This is a genomic window from Polymorphobacter sp. (assembly GCF_051860865.1).
Taxonomy (GTDB): Bacteria; Pseudomonadota; Alphaproteobacteria; order Sphingomonadales; family Sphingomonadaceae; genus Sandarakinorhabdus.
Window position 1 is genome coordinate 38,222 of the sequence record NZ_JBIMKZ010000006.1, and the last position, 20,532, is coordinate 58,753.

The window sequence follows — 20,532 nt, forward strand, 5'->3', positions numbered from 1 at the left end:
GCCATGATCCTCGTTATCGACAATTACGACAGCTTTACGTTCAATCTCGTCCATTATCTCGAGGAGATGGGCGCCGAGACGCATGTCGTGCGCAACGATGCGCTGAGCGTCGACGACGCGATGGCGATGCGGCCCCAGGCGCTGCTGCTGTCGCCCGGTCCCTGTACGCCGAATGAGGCGGGGATATGCCTCGACCTGATCGCCGCCGCCGCCGAGGCGCGGCTGCCGCTGTTGGGCGTCTGCCTCGGCCACCAGGCACTCGGCCAGGCGCTCGGCGGCCGTGTCATACGGGCTCCGGCCGTGATGCATGGCAAGACCAGCGCGATCAGCCACACCAGCACCGGCGTCTTTGCCGGGCTGCCCAACCCCTATCTCGCGACCCGCTACCACAGCCTGATCGTCGAGGCGGAAAGCCTGCCCGGGACGCTGGTCGTCAATGCCACCAGCCCCGAGGGGCTGATCATGGGCATGCACCATGCCACGTTGCCGCTGCACGGCGTGCAGTTCCATCCCGAGAGCATCGCCACGGAGCATGGCCATGCGCTGCTCGGCAATTTTCTCGCACTCGCCGGCATCGCCCATCGGATCCCGGCATGAGCCGGGCGCTGCCCGATGCCCGGCGGCCGCTGGCACCGGACGAGGCGGAGGCCGCCTTCGCCCATATCCTTGACGGGTTGGTCGAGGATGCGCCGCTGGCGGCTTTCCTGACAACACTGGCCGATCGTGGCGAGACGGTTGCCGAGGTCACCGCCGCCGCCCGGGCATTGCGCGCCCGGCAGAGCTATGCCCCGCAGGCGCCGCAGGCCATCGATGTCTGCGGCACCGGCGGCGACGGCCAGCACAGCCTCAATGTCAGTACCGCGGTCAGCCTTGTCGTTGCCGCCTGCGGCGTGCCGGTGGCCAAGCATGGCAATCGTGCCGCCTCCTCGGCAAGCGGGGCTGCCGACGTACTTGGCGCGCTGGGGGTGCCCGAGCTGCCGGTCGACCGGCTCGGGCCTTGCCTCGATGCAGTCGGCATCACCTTTCTCCATGCGGCGCGCCACCATCCGGCGATGGCGCGAGTGGCTCCCGTGCGCCGCGCGCTCGGGCGCCGTACGATCTTCAACATGCTGGGGCCGCTGGCCAATCCGGCGGGTGTCGAGCGCCAGCTGGTCGGGGTGTTCGCCCCGCAGGCGCTGCCGCTGATGGCCGGGGCGCTGGCGGCGCTCGGCAGTGTCCGGGCGCTGGTGATCCATGGCGATGGCTTCGACGAGCTGGCGGTGAGCGATGACAGCGAGACAATTCTGGTAGCCGATGGGGCGTTGACGCCGGGAACGATCCGGCCCGAAGATGCCGGCCTTGGCCGACACCAGGCGAGCGCGCTGGTCGGGGGGGATCCAGCCTATAATGCGGCGCGGCTGGTGGCGCTGCTCGGCGGGCAGCAGGATGCCTATCGAGATATTGTCGTGCTCAACGCCGCGGCGGCGCTGGCCGTCGCCCGGCCCGGACAGACGCTGGCCGAGGCCTCGCGACACGCTGCCGAGGCGCTGGACAGCAGCGCCGCTGCCGATACGCTCGCCCGCTGGAAAGCCTTTCGATGACCGATACCCTTGCCCTGATCTGCGACCACAAGCGCAGCCGCGTCGCCGCGCTGAGCGCCGCGCACAGCCTGGTCGAGCGGGAGGCCGCGGCGCATGCGGCGCCGCCGGCGCGGGGGTTCATTTCCGCGCTCCATGCTGCCCATGCGCAGGACCGTGTCGGGCTGATTGCCGAGGTCAAGAAGGCCAGCCCGTCCAAGGGGCTGATCCGCGCCGACTTCGTGCCGGCCGACATCGCCCGCGCCTATGCGGCCGGCGGCGCGACCTGCCTTTCGGTGCTTACCGAGGAGCGCTGGTTCCAGGGCGGCGACGCCTATCTGGTCGAGGCGCGGGCGGCCTGCGCGCTGCCGGTGCTGGCCAAGGATTTCTTCGTCACCCGCTGGCAGATCGCCAATGCGCGGGCCATCGGCGCCGACTGCATCCTGCTGATCATGGCCGCGCTGTCTGACGCCGAGGCGATTGATCTTGAGGCCTATGCCCATGATCTCGGGCTCGATGTGCTTGTGGAGGTTCATGACGCTGGTGAGCGCGACCGAGCGCTTGCGCTGAAGACGCCGCTGCTCGGCATCAACAATCGCAATCTGAAGACGCTCGCTGTCGATCTCCAGACCAGTTTCGATCTCGCCGCCACCATGCCGGCCGGCGCGGCGCGGACGCTGGTGGCTGAATCGGGGCTGTCCGGCCCGGCCGAGCTGGCAGCGCTGCGCGCGGCCGGCATCCGGACCTTCCTCGTCGGGGAATCGCTGATGCGGCAGCCGGACATCACCGCCGCCACACGGGCGCTGCTGGCGTGAGCCAACTGACGCATCTCGATGCCTCGGGTGCGGCGCATATGGTCGATATTTCGGACAAGGCGGCAACAAAGCGCCGTGCCGTTGCCGAGGGCCGGATCACCATGAAGGCGGAGGCGCTTGAGGCAATCCGCAGCCAGAGCCTCGCCAAGGGAGACGCGCTCGCCACCGCGCGGATCGCCGGCATCATGGCGGCCAAGCAGACCGCCCAGATCATCCCGCTCTGCCATCCGCTGCCGCTCGACGCGATCAGCCTTGATCTCGAATTCGAGGCCAGCGGGCTGCTCGCCCGGGCGACCGTCATCACCACCCATGGAACCGGCGTGGAGATGGAAGCGTTGACGGCGGTGTCGGCGGCGTTGCTGACGCTCTACGACATGGCAAAGGCGATCGACAAAGGCATGATCATCTCGGACATCAGATTGCGCGAGAAGACCGGCGGCCGATCGGGCGACGTGCGTCTGCCATGACGCTGCTGCATCCGGACACTGCGCGCGACCGCCTGCTCGCGGGCGCCGCGCCTGGACCGGCGGAAACCATTGCCCTGGCCGCCGCCGCAGGCCGGGTGCTTGCCGCCCCGATGCTCGCGCGCCTGACCCAGCCGCCGTTTGCTGCCAGTGCCATGGATGGCTGGGCGGTGCGCTGGGCCGACATGCCGGGGCCGTTTCGCATCATCGGCGCGGCGTCGGCCGGCCATGGCTTTGCCGGCACGCTGGCACGCGGCGAGACGGTCCGCATCTTTACCGGCGCGCCGCTGCCCGACGGTGCCGATACGGTGATCGTTCAGGAAGAGATCAGCGCCACCGAGACCCATGCGACGCTGCGAGGCGAAGGACCGCCGCGGCGGGGCGCCCATATTCGGCCGCGTGGGCAGGATTTTGGCGAAGGCGCCACGCTGATCCCCGCCGGCACGCGGCTCGACGCGCGCCACCTGGGCCTGGCCGCCGCTGCCGGCCATGGCGCCGCCGAGGTGTATCCGCGGCCACGCGTGACGCTGCTGGCCACCGGGGACGAGTTGGTGCCGCCCGGCACGCTGCCCGGCCCCGGCCAGATCGTCAGCTCGAACGGCGTGATGCTTTCCGCCTTGCTGGCCGCAAGCGGCGCCGAGGTCACCGATCTCGGCATCCTGCGCGACGACCGGCAGGCGATCGCCGACGCCATCGCCGCCGCGGCGCCCCAGACCGACCTGCTGATCACCATCGGCGGTGCCTCGGTGGGGGATCATGATCTGATCATTCCGGCGCTCTCGGATCTCGGCGCGACGCTGGATTTCTGGAAAATCGCGCTACGGCCGGGCAAGCCGCTTATTGCCGGGCGGCTGGGCGCCACCCGCATCATCGGGCTGCCGGGCAATCCGGTCTCGGCCTATGTCTGCACGCTGCTGTTCGCGGCACCGCTGCTGCGCCAGCTCGGCGGCCGCGATCCCGCCATCGCCGAGGTCAATCGCCGGCTCGCGGTACCAATGCTGGCCACCGGCCCCCGGCGCCATTATGTCCGCGCCAGGCTGCGGGCGGATGGCGCCGTTGAGCCGCTGACCACCCAGGACAGCGCCCAGCTGTCCCGGCTTGCCGAGGCCGATGCGCTGATCGTGCGCGATGCGCTATCGGAAGCGGCGGCACCGGGCGAAACAGTGCGCTGCATCCTGCTTGACATGTTCTCCGATGTTGCCTAATCGTTCCACATGTGTTCCATTTCATGGGGATCGCCATGTTGACGCGCAAGCAGCAGGAGCTTCTCAGCTTCATCGACAATCGGCTGAAGGCTGACGGTGTTTCCCCCAGCTTCGAAGAGATGAAGGACGCGCTCAGCCTGCGGTCCAAGTCCGGTATCCACCGCCTGATCAATGCGCTCGAAGAGCGGCATTTCATCCGCCGCTTGCCCAACCGCGCCCGGGCGCTGGAGGTGTTGCGGCTGCCCGATGCCATGGCGCCGGCGATGGCTGTAAAGCCGCGGCCCGCTTTGCCGGAGCCCGCCAATGACAGTGTCTCGGTGCCGCTGCACGGCCGCATTGCCGCCGGCCTGCCGTTGGAGGCGCTGGAATCGGACCGCACCCTGGCGGTGCCTGCCGCCTTGCTCGGCCCGGGCGACCATTATGCGCTGGAAGTGTCCGGGGATTCGATGATCGATGCCGGCATTTTCGACGGCGATTATGCGCTGGTCCGCCGCTGCGAGGACGCGCGGGACGGCGACATTGTCGTGGCACTGATCGATGACAGCGAGGCGACGCTGAAATATCTGCGGCGGGAAAAGGGCATGATCCGGCTCGATCCGGCGAACCCGACGCACGAGCCGCAGCGCTATCGGCCCGATCAGGTGCGCGTTCAGGGTCGTCTGGCCGGCCTGCTGCGCCGCTACCACTGACGCTCAACCCCAGGGCCGATCGCCAGCCTTGTCGCGGGTACCGACAAGCTTGCCGCGATCGAGCCAGATCGCCACGGCGCCGCGTCTCTCAAGCTCGTCGTGACCCAGGCGGAGCCAGCGCGGCCGGCACCAGTCCGGCAACTGGCGTTCGCTGACGACGATATCGGCCGCCGCGCAGGCCGGCGCCATGTCGGCCTGGGCGAGCCAGTCCCGCGACCGGGTGGCAAGCAGCGTCATCTGGCCGCCGCGCGCGCCTTGCAGCGGTCCGAAGCAGGCGTCTCGGCTGCACCGCATGCCTGGCAACTGGTCGAAGGACCGGCCCTCACCCTTCGCCGCCAGCGCGCCGCCCCAGCTGTCGCGCAGGAATACCCCCGCACGCGGCCTCAGGAACGCCAGTTCGCCATCGGGGAGCCGCAGCGCGACATGGCGGCCATCCCGGCTGACCAGCACATCGGCCGGCGGGCTGCCGATCGCGATGACAATGCCCGTCACGATCAGCGGCACGCCCAGCAGGCGCAAGCGGGTGCGCCAGAGCATCAGCCACAGTCCCCCCGCCACCAGCGCCGCAAAGCCGAGATCCGGCATGATCGGCAATCGGGCGACGGCCCCCGGGGTATTGGCAACGGCGGCGGCCAGCTTGAGCAGCAGGCTCACCAGCCAGCCGGCCGGCGCATAGGCGGCCGCGCCCAGCCCCAACGCGTCGCCGACCATCCCGAGCCCCAGCGCCGGCAAGATGCCGAAGCTGGTGAGCGGGATCGCAAGCAGATTGGCGGCAACGCCATAGAGGCCAGCCTGCTGGAAATGGAACAGTCCGATCGGCGCCAGCACCATCTCCGCGACCAGACCCGTCGCGAGCAGTGCCAGCAGGCCTGTTGGCAATGTCGACACAAACCAGCCGCCGTTTTCGCGGGGAGCCAGCAACCGCTTGCCCCAAGCCGATTCATATAGTGCGATGATGCCGCCGACCGCGGCGAAACTCATCTGGAAGCTCGGCCCCAGCAGTACCTCGGGCCGGACCAGCAGGATCGCAAAGGCGGCCGCCGCCAGCAGGCGCAGCGATATTGCCTCGCGCCCCGCCAGCAGCCCAAGCAGCACGATCAGGGTGGCGATCATCGACCGCACGGTTGGCACCTCGCTGCCGGCCAGCAATGTATAGCCGAGGCCGGCCAGCGCGGCGACGGCCATCGCCAGCGTGCGCACCGGCAGACGCAGCGCCAGCCAGGGCCAGAGCCCGAGCAGCCGCCGAACCAGCAGGATCACGCCGCCGACGACCACCGCGATATGAAGGCCCGAGATCGACAGCAAATGCGCCAGCCCGGCATTGCGCACCGCCTCCGCCGTATCGAGCGGCACCGCGCCGCGCTCGCCGGTGACGAATACCGCCGCCACCGCGCCCGCGTCTCCGGGCACGGCCGCGCGAATCCGCGCCGACAGCGCCAACCGGGCCTCGGCCAGCCAAGCCATCAGTCGCTCGGGTGCCCGCGCCGGCGCCAGCAGGTGCGGGTCGCCCGCGACCAGCCCGGTGGCGCCCACCCCTTCGAACCACAGGGCTCTTGCCATGTCATGGCCGCCGGGCATTGCCGGACCGGCCGGCGGCGACAGCATCGCCCGCGCCTGCAGCCTCGCCCCGACCCCGAACCCCGGCTGCTCGGTCGTCCGCTCGGCGGCAGCCCCGCGCAGCGTCAGTCGCACCCGGGACGGCAGCCGGGGATCGGGCACATCCCACGCCTCGACATCGAGCATCAGGCGAAGCTGGTCTCTTGCCTGGCGCGGTTCGACGGCAACCACCTGTGCCGTCAGCCCGGCGACGGTGCGCGCCGGCAACACGACATGCGCGACCTGAGTGGACCGCCACTCCGCCGCTGCCATGCCGCCGGCCATCACCAGCGCCAGCACGGCCGGCGAGCGCCGCCCGAGCAGGGCGAGCGAAAGGCCGGCACCGACAAGTGCCACGGCCAGTCCAAGACGCTGTGTCTCCCAGGGCAGCAGGAACCAGGCAGCGATGCCGGCGCCAAGGGCCACCGGCAACCACAGCGGCAGGTTCTCGCGCTCGGCGTCGAGCACGCCGGCCACCCGTTGGGCGAGGCGATCCATATCCCCTGTGCCCGGTGCGGTTTGAACCGCTCCGAGGCTTCTGCTAGTCAGCGCGGCGACCGGCTCTGCCATCGTCGAGAAATTGCCCCACAACCGTATCGCAGCATTGGACATTCCGCCCATGGGCGCAAGCTCCCCTTCCGCCCGTAACCCCCAGGTCGTGACCCGCTTCGCGCCCTCGCCGACCGGTTTCCTGCATATCGGTGGCGCCCGGACGGCGCTGTTCAACTACCTGTTTGCACGCCATCATGGCGGTAAGTTCCTGCTCCGCATCGAGGACACCGACCGCGCCCGCTCCACCGAGCCGGCGATTGCCGCCATTCTCGATGGCCTGTCCTGGCTCGGCCTCGATGCCGATGGCGAGATCGTCTACCAGTTCGCCCGCGCTGCCCGCCATGCCGAGGTGGCGCATCAGCTGCTCGCCGCCGGCCATGCCTATCGCTGCTATGCGACCGCCGAAGAGCTGGACGAGATGCGGGAGAAGGCCCGCGCCGAAAAGCGCCCGATGCGCTATGACGGCCGCTGGCGAGATCGTACCGACGGCCCGGCCGACCAGCCCCATGTCATCCGTCTCAAGGCGCCGCAGACCGGCGAGGTGACGATCGACGACAAGGTTCAGGGCCCGGTCACCGTCGCCAATGCCGAGCTCGACGACATGGTGCTGCTGCGCTCGGACGGCACGCCGACCTATATGCTGGCGGTGGTCGTCGATGACCATGACATGGGGGTGACCCATGTCATCCGCGGCGACGATCATCTCAACAATGCGTTCCGCCAGCTGGCGCTGATCCGGGCGATGGACGCGGTCGAGGGCAACTGGCCGGAGCCGGTCTATGCGCATATTCCGCTGATCCATGGCGCAGATGGCGCCAAGCTTTCCAAGCGTCACGGCGCGCTTGGGGTCGATGCCTATCGCGACGAGATGGGGGTGCTGCCCGAGGCACTCGAAAATTATCTGCTGCGCCTTGGCTGGGGGCATGGCGACGACGAGTTCATCAGCCGTGAACAGGCGATCGACTGGTTCACGCTCGAGGCGGTTGGCCGATCGCCGTCGCGATTTGATCAGAAGAAGCTTGAATCGGTCAACGGCCATTATCTGCGCGCCACCGATGACGCCCGGCTCGTCAGCCTCGTTGGCCCGCGCATCGAGGTCCTGCTTGAGCGTCCTCTGACGGATCAGGATCGTGATCTGCTGCATCGCAGCATGCCCGAACTCAAAAAACGGGCCTCTGATCTCAATGGTTTGGCCTCATCGGCGCTGTTCTACCTTCGCAGTCGCCCAATTCCCATGGACGATGCGGCGAAAAAGCTGCTAGCGTCCGCGCCATCGGGCCTGCTTGCCCGGGCGCGCGCGGTGCTTGCTGACGTCTCGCCCTGGCAGGCGGCCGGGCTTGAACAGGCTGCGAGAGGACTTGCCGACGCTGAAGCGCTGAAACTGGGGCAGATTGCCCAGCCGCTGCGCGCCGCATTGACCGGCGCCGCCCAGTCTCCTGGTCTTTTTGAAGTCATGGAAACGCTGGGCCGGCAGGAAAGTCTGGACCGCTTCGACGACGCCATATCATCTGCAACCAATTGAGAAAAAACCGAAAGGGCTTGAGGGATGAGCGACACTGCAAAGATCACGCTGGATGGCGAGACAAAGGAATATCCGGTGGTGCCGGGCACGGTAGGCCCGGAAGTCGTCGATATCCGCAAACTTTACGCCCAGACGGGTCGCTTCACCTATGATCCGGGCTTCACCAGCACAGCGGCGTGTGAATCCAAGCTCACCTATATCGATGGCGACCAAGGCATCCTGCTGCACCGCGGCTATCCGATCGACCAGCTGGCCACCCAGTCGAGCTTCCTCGAAGTCGCTTATCTGCTGCTCAACGGCGATCTGCCGTCCCAGCCGGATTTCGATGAATTCAAATATCTGATCACCCGCCACACCATGGTGCATGAGCAGCTGGCTACCTTCTATCGCGGCTTCCGCCGTGACGCCCATCCTATGGCGATCATGTGCGGCGTCGTCGGCGCGCTGTCGGCCTTCTACCATGACTCGACCGACATCCATGATCCGCGCCAGCGCGTCATCGCCTCGCATCGGCTGATCGCCAAGATGCCGACGATTGCTGCCATGGCTTATAAGTACAGCGTCGGGCAGCCGTTCCTTTATCCGGACAATTCGCTGTCCTACACCGGCAACTTCCTGCGGATGACCTTTGGTGTGCCGGCCGAGCCCTATGTCATCGATCCGGTCATCGAGGACGCGCTCGACAAGATCTTCATCCTGCACGCCGACCATGAGCAGAACGCCAGCACCTCGACCGTGCGCCTCGCCGGCTCGTCGGGCGCCAATCCGTTCGCCTGCATCGCGGCCGGCATTGCATGTCTCTGGGGCCCGGCGCATGGCGGCGCCAACGAGGCGGCGCTCAACATGCTGCGCGAGATCGGCACGCCGGACCGCATCCCCGAATATATCGCCCGCGCCAAGAACAAGGATGATCCGTTCCGGCTGATGGGCTTCGGCCACCGCGTCTACAAGAATTACGATCCCCGCGCCAAGGTCCTCCAGGCGTCGGCCAAGACCGTGCTAGACAAGCTGGGGATCAACGACCCGATCTTTGATGTCGCACGCGAGCTCGAGCAGATCGCGCTCAACGACCCGTACTTCGTCGACAAGAAGCTCTATCCGAATGTCGATTTCTATTCGGGCATCATCCTGTCGGCGATCGGCTTCCCCACATCGATGTTCACCGTGCTGTTCGCGCTGGCCCGTACCGCTGGCTGGATTGCTCAGTGGACCGAGATGATGGAGGACAATGACCAGCGCATCGGTCGTCCTCGCCAGCTCTACACCGGCCCGGCCCAGCGCGATTACGTGCCGTTCGGCCAGCGCTGAGCCGAAGGCAGGCAGCCGTGGCATTGCGTTTCATTCCACGGCTTGCCGCCGTCATCGCGCTGGGGTTGGCGGTTTCCGCTGTTGCGTCGCCCTTTGCCGATGTCGGTGACCGCCAGCTTCGGCAGGATGTGGCGATGCTTGCCGCCGCCGGTTATATCACCGGGCCGATCGACAGCTGGCCGCTGCCTTGGGCACAGATCGACGCCGGCGTTTCCCGCGCCCGTAATGGCAGGGTATTGCCGGCGCACCTCCAGGCTGCGGTTAATCGGCTTGATCGGCTCGGGGCCTTTGCGGCACAGTCGGTGGCTGTCGAGGCGCGGATAGCCGCCACCAACGAAGTGTCGGTGGCGCGCGATTTCGGCCATCTGGCCCGTGGCCGCGGCGACGCCAGCCTGCGGGCCGAGGCGAATGGCGATGTTCTCAGCGTCTCTATCGGTGCCGGCTACCGCTCGAACCAGAACAGCGGCTCTTGGCATCTGGAGCCAAGCCAGGTGACGCTCCGTCTCGGCAATTGGGCACTGTACGGCGGCAATACCGAGCAATGGTTCGGGCCCGGTGTCGACGGCGCCCTGCTGTTCTCCAACAGCGCCCGCCCGATGCCGAAGATCGGCATCAAGCGGCTTAACCCGGACCCGATCGATTTCCCGGTGCTGCGCTGGCTCGGCCCGGTCCGGCTCGACCTGTTCGCCGGCGTGCTCAACGAGGACCGCGATTTCCGCAACACGATCACGGTCGGCACGCGGCTTGGCTTCACCCCGGCGCGCGGGCTGGAGATCGGCCTCAACCGGGCCCAGATGCTCTGCGGGCAGGGCCGGCCTTGCGGTCTCAAGCAGATTGCCCAATCGTTCATCGGAATCGGTAATTTGGATAATCCTACCCCCGGTGATCAGGATGCCTTCCTGCGCCAGGCCGGCAACCAGTTGGCTGGGTTCGACATCAGCTATACTCATCGCTTCGGCGACCATGCCGCCAAGCTGTATTTCGAGGGCGAGGCAGAGGATTTCGACAATATCATTCTCGAGCAATGGGGCCGGTTGATCGGCTTCACGCTTGCCGGCCCCTGGGGCGGCACGGGCGCCAGCTATACGACGACGCTCGAATATTCGGATACGCTCGCCGTGTCGCTGTTCAACGGCACGCCACTGGAGGGGCTGACCGGCGGACAGACCCGCTATCCGGGCTCCTTCTACAACAACAGCCTGTATACCTCGGGCTTCACCTATCGCGGGCGTCCGATCGGCCACTGGACGGCCGGGGACAGCCGCAATCTCGCGCTTCACGCCGCCATTACCGACACCCGTAACCGGCGCTGGTATGCCTCGGCGCGCTCGGTCCACCTCAACACCATCGACCTGGGCAATCCCCCCGCTGCCATCCTGCCGCGGCCGGATGGAACGCCGGGCCCGGAGATCAGCAACCCCGTCTCCACCTCGTCCGAAAAATTCGCCATCCTCACCGCAGGCACGGAAGTGCCAACCCGCTACGGCGATGTGCGTGTCGAAACCCGCTGGCAATCGGACAGCCCAAGCACCCCCGGGCGCCGCGCGCCACGCGCTGCGATCGAAGTGCAGTTGCGCCAGCGATTTTGATAAATTCTCCGGCATCTCTGCCGGGTGCCGACGGTCAGCCCGTTACCCAGGCCTCGGCCAGCCGCAAGGCGCGGGGATCGTCGATATCGATCCATTCATGCGCCGAAACATCGACGATATGGGCCCGGCCGCGCGCCGCCAGCACACGCACGCCGTCCGACAGCCCCGGGGCGTCGAGCCCATCGAGCGCTGCCATCAATTCGGCGGTGACCAGGAACGTCCCGCAGTCGTAGCAGTCATAGCTGGCGATCTGTTTGCCGATGGCGAGGATGTGCCTGCCCCGCGTCGAGACGCGCGTCACATCTTCCTCATCCACCCAGCCATGCCCGAGCCGACGGTCGATCCCCAGCACCAGGCCTGCATCGGCCAGCGAGGCCCGAGCCACGGCAGCATAGAGCGCCGGCTCCGCCAGATGATCGCCCATCACCAGGAGCGAGACGCCGTCCAGCCAGGGACCGGCGGCGCGCACCGACACGCCATTGGGCGCCGTCCAGTTCGGATTATGGATAATCTCGACCGCACCCCAGGCGCGGGCCGCCTCGGCGACCCGGTCGCCCTCATAGCCAGTGATCACGGCGGGCCGGGTCACCCCAGCCGCCGCCAGATTGTCGAGAATGCGGTGGAGCAGCAGGCGACCGCCGACGCGCGTCAGCGGCTTGCTGTCGGACACGGCCCGCAGGCGCGTGCCCATGCCGGCCGCCAGAACGATCGCCTGCATACGAACCCGCGGGTCAGTTCAGCGCGGCGTCGCCCGTGATGAAGGCTTCCATCGCCGAATGCGCCTCATCGTCGGTGGTCTGCACCGGCGGATGCTTGCAGAACGCGGACGACGGCGGATGAATGACGCCGGCCAGCTTGCGGTCCAGCGCCACGCGCGCACAACGGATCATGTCGATCGCCACACCGGCCGAGTTCGGGCTGTCCTCGACGGACAGGCGCATCTCAAGGTTCATCGGCACGCCGCCGAACATCCGGCCTTCCATGCGCAGAAAGCAGACCTTGTTGTCATTCTGCCAAGCGACATAGTCGCTGGGGCCGACATGGATGTTCTCGTCGTCGAGCCGATGCTGGGCCACCGACTGGACGGCCTCGGTCTTCGATTCCTTCTTGGAAGCGAGCCGCTCGTGGTTAAGCATGTTGAGGAAGTCGGTGTTGCCGCCGGTATTGAGCTGATAGGTCCGGTCGAGCGTCACGCCGCGCTTGGCGAACAGATCCGTCAGTGTACGGTGGACGATGGTGGCGCCGAGCTGGGCCTTGATATCATCACCGATGATCGGCACGCCGGCGGCGCGGAAACGCTCGGCCCAGACCGGGTTGGAGGCGATGAACACCGGGATGTTGTTGACGAAGGCGACGCCGGCAGTGATCGCGGCGTCAGCGTAGAATTCAGTGGCTTCCTGGCTGCCAACCGGCAGATAGTTGCACATCACCTGCGCGCCGGAGCGCTTCAGTTCTTCGACGATGTCGGCCTTGGTCGGCTGCGGGGCGTCGGCGACGACGAAGCGGCGATGCTCGGGGTGCTTTTCCATGTGCGGCGAAACGCCGTCCAGAACCTTGCCCATCTTGACGATGGCACCGGTCGGATCGACGTGATCGCAGAATACCTGGGTGCAGTTGGGCTTGGCAAAAATCGCATCGCTGACATCGAGCCCGACCTTGCGGGCATCGACGTCCCAGGCGGCGACGACGCCGATATCCTTGGGGCGATAGCCGCCAAGGTCCCAATGCATCAGGCCCAATTCGTCATTCGAACCGCCATTGGCATAATGGTACAGGCCCTGCACAAGCGACGAGGCGCAGTTGCCAACGCCGACGATGGCCACCGGGATCAGCGACATCTACCAAAAATCCTTTCAAGACCCTCAACGCGCGGCCTGGCCGGCGGACGCGAATGTTGCGGTTATACTACAGCCGCGCCTTGGGCAAGCGCTCACTTGGGCGACTTGCGACGACCAGAAAATCGTATCGCGTTGCAGCATAATTGGCGGAGACGCGCGCATCTCCCTCGCGGGCGAAATGCCCGAGCCGCTTGTAGAAGCGCCACTGCGCCACCCCTGTCGTCACGATGCTGTAAACTGCAATCGCAACAAAGCCTTCAAACCATAGCCCGAAGGCGGCAAAGCCGGCCCAGGTCCAGAGAAAGGTGTTGCGCCGCCCGGCCACCAGCCGCGCCCGCCGTTCGAACAGGCCGGCATCATCGAGCTGCGATCCTGTCATCCGGCGATAAAATTCGCCCTGAACCGCCTCTACCAGCGCCGGCAGGATGATCAGCGCCGCAATCGCCCAGGGCAGCGCCGAGCCCGACTGGCCCGCGAACCACCAGGCTGCGCACAGATACCAGCCATATTCGAGAATTTTGTCGATCGCATGCTCGAGGTCCCCCCAACGGGAAAACTCCTGCCGCGTCCGCGCCAGCTTGCCGTCAACGCCGTCGAGCGGCCCACACAATAGCGCCAGCCCCAGCCCCCACCATAAGGCACCGGTGGCCAGCGCCACCCCGGCCGCGATCCCCAGTATCGCGGTGAACAGAGTGACCATGTTCGGCGTGATCGGCGTCGGCGCCAGCAGGCGCACAAGTGCGTCTTCGACCCACGGATGGATGAATCGGGCCGGCCAATCGAGGCAGCCCTTCTGCGCCTGCGCAACCACGAAATTGCCCGCCTGCCGCGCGCTGGCGTTATCCATTGGCCGCATCCACAGCATGGGCACTTCGCGGCGGCGATCCCGTGCATAGAGCGTGATCGATTCCAGCCTGACCCGCTCCACATTTGTGTCGGCGGCCAGCGTCCGTATCAGCGTCGACCCCAGGTCCCAGTCGCCGATCGTGGCGACAACCTCGGTCAGCTGCCGCACCGGAATCGCCATAATGCCCACGGCAAGGTCATGGGCATCGAGCCGCTCGACGCCCGGTGGCGTGACACGCGTGCCATCGCTGACCAGAATCGCCGGCGCGCCGGCCGCCATGACGGCGGCGACGGCGCGCTCATCGATCACCAGGCCAGGCGCGATGACCAGGGCCAGCGCCGTCGAGTCCTGCGCCAGCCGGGCATGCAATGCGTGCGTCGACACCGCTTCGACCCCATCCGGAATCGGCGTCAGCGGCTCGGCGCCGACCAGCAGCACAGGTGCGCAACCGGCGCGCACCAGCGTTCGCGCCTGCCGCTCGACCAGCGACAGACCTGCCACGACCAACCCTGCCACATCAGCCGCCGGTGCCAGTAGAATGCCAATCTTGTGCATTATGCTCCTTGGCCGAACAGCCGCAGCCTCATATGGCGAGTTACGGCGGCTTGCCAAGGCCGCTTGCCAAATCATCCTGCCAGCGCATAGCAAAAGCACCGTGCATAAAAGTGCCATAGATATCGCCCGCCCCGAGGCCATCGAAGATCCCAGCAACCTGTGGTTCGTGCATCCGCTGTCGTGGCGGCTACTGCCCCTGGCACTGCGGCTGGATATCCATCCCAACACGGTTTCCTTTGCTGGCATGGGCTGCGGGGCCCTGGCCGGCCTCTGCTATTGGCATTGGCAGGAGCCGGGATTCGTGCTCGCCGGCTTTGCGCTGATGGTCGCCTGGCATGTGTTCGACGGGCTTGACGGCAAACTCGCCCGCGCGTCCGGCAAGGCCAGTCCGCTCGGACGCGTTATTGACGGGGTCTGCGATTATCTCGCTTTCATCCTCGTTCTAGTGCCGATTGCGCTCAGCTTTCCCAACTGGCCCGAAGTACTGAGCCTGGCGCTGGTCTCCGGCGGGGCTCACGCCATGCAATCGATATTCTACGAGGCCGAGCGCGACGCGTGGAAGCGTCGCGCGGCTGGCATTTTTGTCACGATCCCAAGGCCACACGGCCCGGCGATCGCAGCGCCCTATCACTGGTTCGAGGCCAAGGTCGCCGGCCCACGTCAGATCGACCATGCGCTGGCCGCCGATCCGGCCCTGCTGCCGGCCTATCTCGCGGCGAGTGCGCCGCTGGTCCGCCAGCTCTGCATTCTGTCGGCCAACAACCGCACCATCCTGATTGCCCTGGCATGCCTCGCCGGCGACCCGCGGCTCTACTGGTATTGGGAACTGGGCGCCCTCACCCCGATCGCGATCATCATGGCCGTCCGCATCCGCCGCCGCGAAGCCGCCCTCGCCACGGCCGGGCCGATGATGCTAGACGGTCCATCTGGGGGACGCTGATACCAATGGAGCCTGAACCGACAACCCCGCCGCGCTGGCCCTATGTCATCGCCGGCGTCGCGAGCCTGTTGTGGGCAGTGCTGGCCTTTGTCGCGATGTCGCCGCTGCTGCCGATAGGTCTGCCCGAAATCCTCGACCCGCTGGCGCTGGGCGCCGGGATTCTGCTCAATTTCGTCGCGCCGCTGGCCATTCTCTGGCTGGTGGCCAGCCGGCTGCGCGATACCGGCGCCCGCCGCGGCGCCCGCGCCGCGCTGCTGGAGGAGCACAGCCGCCTCGCCGCCCAGCGAATCGACATCGGCGCCGAAGCCCTCGCCAGCCTCGAGAGAAGGCTGGCCGATCTGGCCGGCCAGTTGACTGCCATGGCCCGTCCCGTGGAGCGGCAGCACCAGGCGCTTGGGATCAGCATCGCCGGTCTGGAAGCCGCCGCCACCGGCCTCGACGCCGCCACCCGCCATACCGAAGCCGCGACCGCCCGTCTGAGCAGCGAAACGCCGGCCGCCGCCAATGCCGCCGAACATCTGACCGCGCTTCTCGACCAGTCTCGGCAAGCCTTGGCCGGGCAGATCGCCGATGCCGATGCCATGCTGGCTAATCTCGCCGCCCGACTTGCCGAAGCGCGCAACCAGGCTGCCGCCGCCGGCTCGGAAGCGGCCACGCACATCGTGGCGATCACCGACGCGACGACGGCCGCACAGAATGCCCTTGGGGCACCGCTGGCAGCGCTTCGGCACGGGGTCGACGAGGCGTTGCTGCGCACGGCCGAAGCCCTTGATGCCACGCGTGACGGGGTCAATGCGCAGGCCGGCGCCATGCTGGCCAGTGTCGATCAAGCCCGTGTCAGCATCGACGATATCGGCGGCGAATCGGCCCGCGCCATCGCCGCCCGTTTGGCCGAACTGACCGAGACGCTTGCCGCGCTCGCCGCCAGCCTCGACCGTCAGGCGGAGCGTGCCGGTCATCTCGTCGGTCAGCTTGCCGAAAGGGTCCAGGCGTTCGACACCCAACTGGCTGGCAGCACGACGCTCGGAACCGAAAGCCTCACCGCCCTGACCGGCGGTCTTGCCGATGCCCGCGCCGCGCTCGACAGCCTCGCTGACCCGGTTGCCCATAATGATACGGCGCTGGCTGGCATTACCGACCGTATCGCCACGCTCGACAGCCATGTCGGCCAGTTGTTCGGCCGGCTCGACGAGCAACTTCCCGCTGCCCAGCCTGGCCTCGATGATCTTGGCCAGCGCCTTGCCCGGCTGCATGACGACGCCGCCGCCCTCGCCGCGCCGATCGAAGCGAATGCCGATACCCTGGCGTCGGCGCAGCACCGGATGGAAATCGCCGCTGCGGCGCTCGACGCCGCGACCGCTCAGCTTGCCGACCATCTCGCCCGTGCCGAGGCCAGCCTGAACGGCATCACCCGCACCACCGAGGACGAGGCACTGGCCGCCACCACCCAGTTGATCGACAGCTTCGGCCAGGTTCGCGAGATTGCTGCCCAGGCGGCCGGGACGATGCGCGAAACCCTGTCCGGGGTCGTCGCCGAGGCTGAAGCGGCGCTCGACCGCGCCGGCACCACCCGCGCCGCCACCGCCTTTGGGATGCCGATCCGCAGCGAGCTGGCGGCGCTGGAGGCGGCGCAGACGCGGGCAGCCGCTGCCGCCCAGGCCGCAGCCGAACGTGTCAGCGAGCGGCTGCTCAGCCTCACGGGCACGGTCAGCAGCATCGAGCATCATTTCGACAAGCGCCAGACCGAGCTGGACATCCGGGACCGCATGGACCTGGTCAAGCGCGCCACCGGCCTGCTCACCGCCCTGCAATCCCAGTCGATCGATCTGGCCCGGTTGCTGGCCCTGGACATCGAGGACCAGGCCTATGACGCCTGGCTGGACGGCGACCGCAGCCGCTTCTTGCGCCACCTTGCACTCGGCATCGGCGAAGATGGCTCTGGCAACGTCGGCCGCGCCATCAGCCGCCATCTCGTCCATGACCGCGCCTTCCGCACCGAAGCGGCGCGCTATGTCGAGGATTTCGAGGCGCTGATCGCCCATGTCATGCAGGATCGGCAGGGCCGTACCCTGGCCGCCACGCTGCTCGCTTCGGACCCCGGCAAGCTATACATCGCCCTGGCCCAACCCGATCCGACCTGACGGCGCTCAGCCCCAGCCGGGGACATCGGCGACTTCCAGCCAGCCGAACACATAATTGGCCCAGAACAGGCCGAACAGCACGGCCGAGATCAATGTCGTCCACAGCAGCTTCTTGCCCAGCTGCGGATTGGCCGGTGCCGAATCCGCTTCACCGGGCACCGGCTCCTGGCCCTCTTCGCGGCTGGTACGAACCCCGAAGGGCAGCACCGCGAACAGGGTCAGGGTCCAGAACAGCAGGTAGATAGCGGCGAGCGAAACCGGCTTCACGGCAGCAACACTCCTAGGTCAGGCGGACGATCTGCACTTCGGTGACCGGCTTCTTGCCGGTCCATTCGCGCACCACGCGGCGGACCGCCACGCGGACATCATCTTCCAGCTTATCGCCGCCGCCATTGGCCTGGGGCTTGCGGGCCTTGCCGCCCCGGGCCGCGCCATTGGCGCCGGCGCCGCGCACGGCCTTGGCCGCGGCCTCGGCGCATTCGGCGAGGAAGGCGTCCTTGTCGGCTTCCACCGGCACGCCCTGGGCATTGACCACCGGCGTCGCCGCCAGCCGACCCTGCCCGTCGAGCACCACGGCCACCGCCATCACGCCGTTCATCAGCAACCGCCGGCGTTCGACGATGGTGGCGCCATCGGCCGGCAAGATGACATCACCGTCGAGCAGCAGCCGCCCAGCCTTCTCATGGCCGAGCAGGTGCGGGCCGTTCGGTGCCAGCCTGATGGCGCTGCCGTTGATCGGCACCATGGCCCGCTTGACGCCGCAGGCCTTGGCAATCCGGGCATGTTCCTCCATGTGCCGGCGTTCGCCGTGCACGGGGATGGCGATCTCGGGCCGGATCCACTCGTACATGGCCTCCAGCTCGGGCCGGCCTGGATGGCCGGAGACATGGACATGCGCCTGCCGCTCGGTCACCACCTCGATGCCGCGCGTCGCCAGCTTGTTCTGCACCCGCCCGATCGCCAGCTCGTTGCCGGGGATTTGCTTGGACGAATAGACGACGAGATCGCCGGGCTCCAGTTTCAGGGCCGGATGACTGCCATCGGCGATGCGGGAAAGCGCCGCCGCCGGCTCGCCCTGCGCACCGGTGCACAGGATAAGCAGCTTCTCGGGCGCCATGCCGCTGGCCTGGTCCCAACTCAGGACAGGCGGAAGGTCCTTCAGATAGCCGGTGGCCTTGGCGACTTCGGTAATCCGGTCCATCGACCGACCGGCCAGCACCAGATGACGCCCGGTCTCCTTGGCGACATGGCCGAGCGTGGCGATGCGCGCCGCATTGGAGGCGAAGCTGGTCACCACGACGCGGCCGCGCTTGCGGCTCTTGACCACCTGGAGCAGCCCGGCGCGGACATCGCCTTCGCTGCCCGAGGCCTCGGTGTTGAAGACGTTGGTGGAGTCGCCGACCATCGCCAGCACGCCCGAATCGCCGATTTCGGTCAGCATCGCCGCGCTTGCCGGCGTGCCCATCAACGGCTGGTCGTCGAGCTTCCAGTCGCCGGTGTGGAACACCCGGCCATAGGGGGTGTCGATGATCAGCGCATTGCCTTCGGGAATCGAATGCGCCAGCGCCACATAGCGGAAGCCGAACGGCCCAAGCTGCAGGCTGCCGCCGAGCGGCACGATGTTGAGCTTGACCTCGCGGGTCAGCCCTTCCTCCTCCAGCTTCTTGCGGATCAGGCCGGCGGTGAACGGCGTCGCATAGAGCGGCACGCCGAGGTCGGCGGCGAGATAGGGGATCGCGCCGATATGGTCTTCATGGCCATGGGTGAGGACGATGCCGAGCAAATCGTCGGCACGCTCCTCGATGAAGGCGAGGTCTGGCAGTACCAGATCGACGCCGGGATAGCTCGGATCGGCGAAGGTCATGCCGAGATCGACCATCACCCATTTGCCGTCGCATCCATAGAGATTGACGTTCATGCCAATCTCACCGCTTCCGCCCAGGGGCAGGAAGATAAGTTCTTTACCGGGTTTCATTCATTCTCTTTTCTGTTGAGGTCGTGGTTTCCAGCATTGCGCTGGTGGAGCATCATCAGCCCCCGAATGGTCAGGTCGCCGTCAACGGCGTCGATGACGCGGCTATGGCGGTGAAACAATGTGGCAAGGCCGCCCGTCGCAATGACGGTTGCCGACACACCAAGTTCGCCCGTGATCCGTGCCACCAGCCCTTCGATCAGGCCGACATAGCCCCAGAACACACCCGATTGCATGGCATGCACGGTGTCTCGCCCGATCACCCCCAGCCCCTCGGGGGGCGGTTCGACCGCTATGCGGGGCAGCTTCGCTGCAGCCATATATAGGGCGTCCATCGACAGATTGATACCCGGGGCGATGACGCCGCCGATGTAGCGGTTGTCCCGCACCACATCGAAGGTGGTGGCGGTGCCGAAATCGACGATGATCAGCGCCCCGTCCCAGCCGCTGCGCGCCGCCACGGCATTGACAATCCGGTCGGCGCCGACTTCGGCGGGGTTGGGCAGGTCAATCTCGATGCCGAAATCAAGGCGGCTATCGACGACCAGTGCCTCGATGGCGAAATATTTGCGGCACAGGCGCTGGAGGTTGAACAGGGTCGGCGGCACTACTGTGGCGATGATCGCGGCGCCGATATGGGTCCGCTCCACCCCTTCCAGCGCCATCAGCTGATGCAGCCAGACCGCATATTCATCCGCAGTGCGCTGGCCATCGGTGGAAATGCGCCAGCGCCAGCGGATCGTTTCGCCTTCGCAGATCGCGAAGACGATGTTGGTGTTGCCCACATCAATCGCCAGCAGCATGGTCCGCCTCCAGCCCGAAAACCTCGCCGGCATGAATTGCCCGTGTGCCGCCGTCCGGCAAGCCCAGAACCAGCGCGCCCTCGGCATCCAGCCCCTCGAACCGCCCGACCAGCGTCTCATGGCCGAGCCGAACCTCGATC

The 20,532-nt window shown here is 67.1% G+C and carries 19 protein-coding genes; 11 read left to right on the forward strand and 8 right to left on the reverse strand.

Features of this window, described 5'->3' with window-relative positions; genetic code table 11:
* Positions 1–3 precede the first annotated feature (3 nt).
* From ACTIFJ_RS02215 to lexA, 6 genes are read left to right on the forward strand one after another with little or no spacing between them, the layout of a single operon-like run.
* Positions 4–597 (forward strand): anthranilate synthase component II, encoded by a 594-nt coding sequence (locus tag ACTIFJ_RS02215; RefSeq protein ID WP_439532450.1) that lies wholly within the window; start codon positions 4–6, stop codon positions 595–597.
* Positions 594–1,580, forward strand: coding sequence for an anthranilate phosphoribosyltransferase (gene trpD, locus ACTIFJ_RS02220; protein WP_439532451.1), 987 nt, complete (start codon positions 594–596; stop codon positions 1,578–1,580). The genes ACTIFJ_RS02215 and trpD overlap by 4 nt, the downstream gene beginning before the upstream one ends.
* Positions 1,577–2,371: an indole-3-glycerol phosphate synthase TrpC gene (gene trpC / locus ACTIFJ_RS02225; RefSeq protein ID WP_439532452.1), complete on the forward strand. Its 795-nt coding sequence runs from the start codon at positions 1,577–1,579 to the stop codon at positions 2,369–2,371. The genes trpD and trpC overlap by 4 nt, the downstream gene beginning before the upstream one ends.
* On the forward strand, positions 2,368–2,838 hold the full coding sequence (gene moaC / locus ACTIFJ_RS02230; protein ID WP_439532453.1) for a cyclic pyranopterin monophosphate synthase MoaC: 471 nt from the start codon (positions 2,368–2,370) through the stop codon (positions 2,836–2,838). Before trpC ends, moaC begins: the two co-directional genes overlap by 4 nt.
* Positions 2,835–4,040 (forward strand): molybdopterin molybdotransferase MoeA, encoded by a 1,206-nt coding sequence (locus ACTIFJ_RS02235; protein ID WP_439532454.1) that lies wholly within the window; start codon positions 2,835–2,837, stop codon positions 4,038–4,040. The genes moaC and ACTIFJ_RS02235 overlap by 4 nt, the downstream gene beginning before the upstream one ends.
* Before the next feature lie 35 nt (positions 4,041–4,075).
* Positions 4,076–4,729, forward strand: coding sequence for a transcriptional repressor LexA (gene lexA / locus ACTIFJ_RS02240; RefSeq protein WP_439532455.1), 654 nt, complete (start codon positions 4,076–4,078; stop codon positions 4,727–4,729).
* A gap of 3 nt (positions 4,730–4,732) precedes the next feature.
* Here lexA and ACTIFJ_RS02245 read toward each other — a convergent pair whose 3' ends face one another.
* Positions 4,733–6,823 (reverse strand): ComEC/Rec2 family competence protein, encoded by a 2,091-nt coding sequence (locus ACTIFJ_RS02245; protein WP_439532456.1) that lies wholly within the window; start codon positions 6,821–6,823, stop codon positions 4,733–4,735.
* Positions 6,824–6,944: 121 nt separating this feature from the next.
* Between ACTIFJ_RS02245 and gltX the strand changes: the two genes are divergently transcribed.
* Genes gltX through ACTIFJ_RS02260 form a run of 3 tightly spaced genes read left to right on the forward strand, consistent with a single transcriptional unit; the run spans position 6,945 to position 11,296 of the window.
* Positions 6,945–8,399: a glutamate--tRNA ligase gene (gltX, locus tag ACTIFJ_RS02250; protein WP_439532457.1), complete on the forward strand. Its 1,455-nt coding sequence runs from the start codon at positions 6,945–6,947 to the stop codon at positions 8,397–8,399.
* Between the two features lie 24 nt (positions 8,400–8,423).
* Complete coding sequence (locus ACTIFJ_RS02255) at positions 8,424–9,707, forward strand: citrate synthase (protein WP_439532458.1); 1,284 nt, start codon at positions 8,424–8,426, stop codon at positions 9,705–9,707.
* 17 nt (positions 9,708–9,724) lie between these two features.
* A complete protein-coding gene (locus tag ACTIFJ_RS02260) occupies positions 9,725–11,296 on the forward strand; it encodes a capsule assembly Wzi family protein (RefSeq protein ID WP_439532459.1) in 1,572 nt (523 codons plus the stop codon).
* 34 nt (positions 11,297–11,330) lie between these two features.
* On the opposite strand, the gene ACTIFJ_RS02265 is transcribed toward ACTIFJ_RS02260, so the two are convergent.
* The 3 genes from ACTIFJ_RS02265 to ACTIFJ_RS02275 all read right to left on the reverse strand — a co-directional run bounded on the left by ACTIFJ_RS02265 (position 11,331) and on the right by ACTIFJ_RS02275 (position 14,536).
* Positions 11,331–12,014 carry an NTP transferase domain-containing protein gene (locus tag ACTIFJ_RS02265; RefSeq protein WP_439532460.1) on the reverse strand — a complete coding sequence of 228 codons (684 nt, stop codon included), beginning with the start codon at positions 12,012–12,014 and terminating at the stop codon, positions 11,331–11,333.
* A gap of 13 nt (positions 12,015–12,027) precedes the next feature.
* On the reverse strand, positions 12,028–13,134 hold the full coding sequence (locus tag ACTIFJ_RS02270) for an inositol-3-phosphate synthase (protein ID WP_439532461.1): 1,107 nt from the start codon (positions 13,132–13,134) through the stop codon (positions 12,028–12,030).
* 67 nt (positions 13,135–13,201) lie between these two features.
* Positions 13,202–14,536: a CDP-alcohol phosphatidyltransferase family protein gene (locus tag ACTIFJ_RS02275; protein WP_439532462.1), complete on the reverse strand. Its 1,335-nt coding sequence runs from the start codon at positions 14,534–14,536 to the stop codon at positions 13,202–13,204.
* A 100-nt stretch (positions 14,537–14,636) separates the two neighbouring features.
* Between ACTIFJ_RS02275 and ACTIFJ_RS02280 the strand changes: the two genes are divergently transcribed.
* Positions 14,637–15,476, forward strand: coding sequence for a CDP-alcohol phosphatidyltransferase family protein (locus ACTIFJ_RS02280; RefSeq protein ID WP_439532463.1), 840 nt, complete (start codon positions 14,637–14,639; stop codon positions 15,474–15,476).
* A gap of 5 nt (positions 15,477–15,481) precedes the next feature.
* Positions 15,482–17,617, forward strand: coding sequence for a hypothetical protein (locus tag ACTIFJ_RS02285; RefSeq protein WP_439532464.1), 2,136 nt, complete (start codon positions 15,482–15,484; stop codon positions 17,615–17,617).
* Between the two features lie 6 nt (positions 17,618–17,623).
* Here ACTIFJ_RS02285 and ACTIFJ_RS02290 read toward each other — a convergent pair whose 3' ends face one another.
* From ACTIFJ_RS02290 to ACTIFJ_RS02305, 4 genes are read right to left on the reverse strand one after another with little or no spacing between them, the layout of a single operon-like run.
* Complete coding sequence (locus tag ACTIFJ_RS02290; RefSeq protein ID WP_439532465.1) at positions 17,624–17,884, reverse strand: DUF1467 family protein; 261 nt, start codon at positions 17,882–17,884, stop codon at positions 17,624–17,626.
* A 13-nt stretch (positions 17,885–17,897) separates the two neighbouring features.
* Positions 17,898–19,592 carry a ribonuclease J gene (locus tag ACTIFJ_RS02295; RefSeq protein WP_439532466.1) on the reverse strand — a complete coding sequence of 565 codons (1,695 nt, stop codon included), beginning with the start codon at positions 19,590–19,592 and terminating at the stop codon, positions 17,898–17,900.
* The gene (locus ACTIFJ_RS02300) at positions 19,589–20,392 is read right to left on the reverse strand and encodes a type III pantothenate kinase (RefSeq protein WP_439532467.1); all 804 of its coding nucleotides are present in this window, start codon (positions 20,390–20,392) and stop codon (positions 19,589–19,591) included. Before ACTIFJ_RS02300 ends, ACTIFJ_RS02295 begins: the two co-directional genes overlap by 4 nt.
* Complete coding sequence (locus ACTIFJ_RS02305; RefSeq protein ID WP_439532468.1) at positions 20,376–20,531, reverse strand: hypothetical protein; 156 nt, start codon at positions 20,529–20,531, stop codon at positions 20,376–20,378. The genes ACTIFJ_RS02300 and ACTIFJ_RS02305 overlap by 17 nt, the downstream gene beginning before the upstream one ends.
* Between the last annotated feature and the right edge of the window lies 1 nt (position 20,532).

What these genes read in the sequence shown, in the direction of transcription:
- ACTIFJ_RS02215 (WP_439532450.1), top strand. Translation starts at nt 4, where the DNA reads ATGATCCTCGTTATCGACAATTACGACAGCTTTACGTTCAATCTCGTC.
- trpD (WP_439532451.1), top strand. Translation starts at nt 594, where the DNA reads ATGAGCCGGGCGCTGCCCGATGCCCGGCGGCCGCTGGCACCGGACGAG.
- trpC (WP_439532452.1), top strand. Translation starts at nt 1,577, where the DNA reads ATGACCGATACCCTTGCCCTGATCTGCGACCACAAGCGCAGCCGCGTC.
- ACTIFJ_RS02235 (WP_439532454.1), top strand. Translation starts at nt 2,835, where the DNA reads ATGACGCTGCTGCATCCGGACACTGCGCGCGACCGCCTGCTCGCGGGC.
- lexA (WP_439532455.1), top strand. Translation starts at nt 4,076, where the DNA reads ATGTTGACGCGCAAGCAGCAGGAGCTTCTCAGCTTCATCGACAATCGG.
- ACTIFJ_RS02245 (WP_439532456.1), bottom strand. Translation starts at nt 6,823, where the DNA reads ATGGATCGCCTCGCCCAACGGGTGGCCGGCGTGCTCGACGCCGAGCGC.
- gltX (WP_439532457.1), top strand. Translation starts at nt 6,945, where the DNA reads ATGGGCGCAAGCTCCCCTTCCGCCCGTAACCCCCAGGTCGTGACCCGC.
- ACTIFJ_RS02255 (WP_439532458.1), top strand. Translation starts at nt 8,424, where the DNA reads ATGAGCGACACTGCAAAGATCACGCTGGATGGCGAGACAAAGGAATAT.
- ACTIFJ_RS02265 (WP_439532460.1), bottom strand. Translation starts at nt 12,014, where the DNA reads ATGCAGGCGATCGTTCTGGCGGCCGGCATGGGCACGCGCCTGCGGGCC.
- ACTIFJ_RS02270 (WP_439532461.1), bottom strand. Translation starts at nt 13,134, where the DNA reads ATGTCGCTGATCCCGGTGGCCATCGTCGGCGTTGGCAACTGCGCCTCG.
- ACTIFJ_RS02275 (WP_439532462.1), bottom strand. Translation starts at nt 14,536, where the DNA reads ATGCACAAGATTGGCATTCTACTGGCACCGGCGGCTGATGTGGCAGGG.
- ACTIFJ_RS02285 (WP_439532464.1), top strand. Translation starts at nt 15,482, where the DNA reads ATGGAGCCTGAACCGACAACCCCGCCGCGCTGGCCCTATGTCATCGCC.
- ACTIFJ_RS02295 (WP_439532466.1), bottom strand. Translation starts at nt 19,592, where the DNA reads ATGAAACCCGGTAAAGAACTTATCTTCCTGCCCCTGGGCGGAAGCGGT.
- ACTIFJ_RS02300 (WP_439532467.1), bottom strand. Translation starts at nt 20,392, where the DNA reads ATGCTGCTGGCGATTGATGTGGGCAACACCAACATCGTCTTCGCGATC.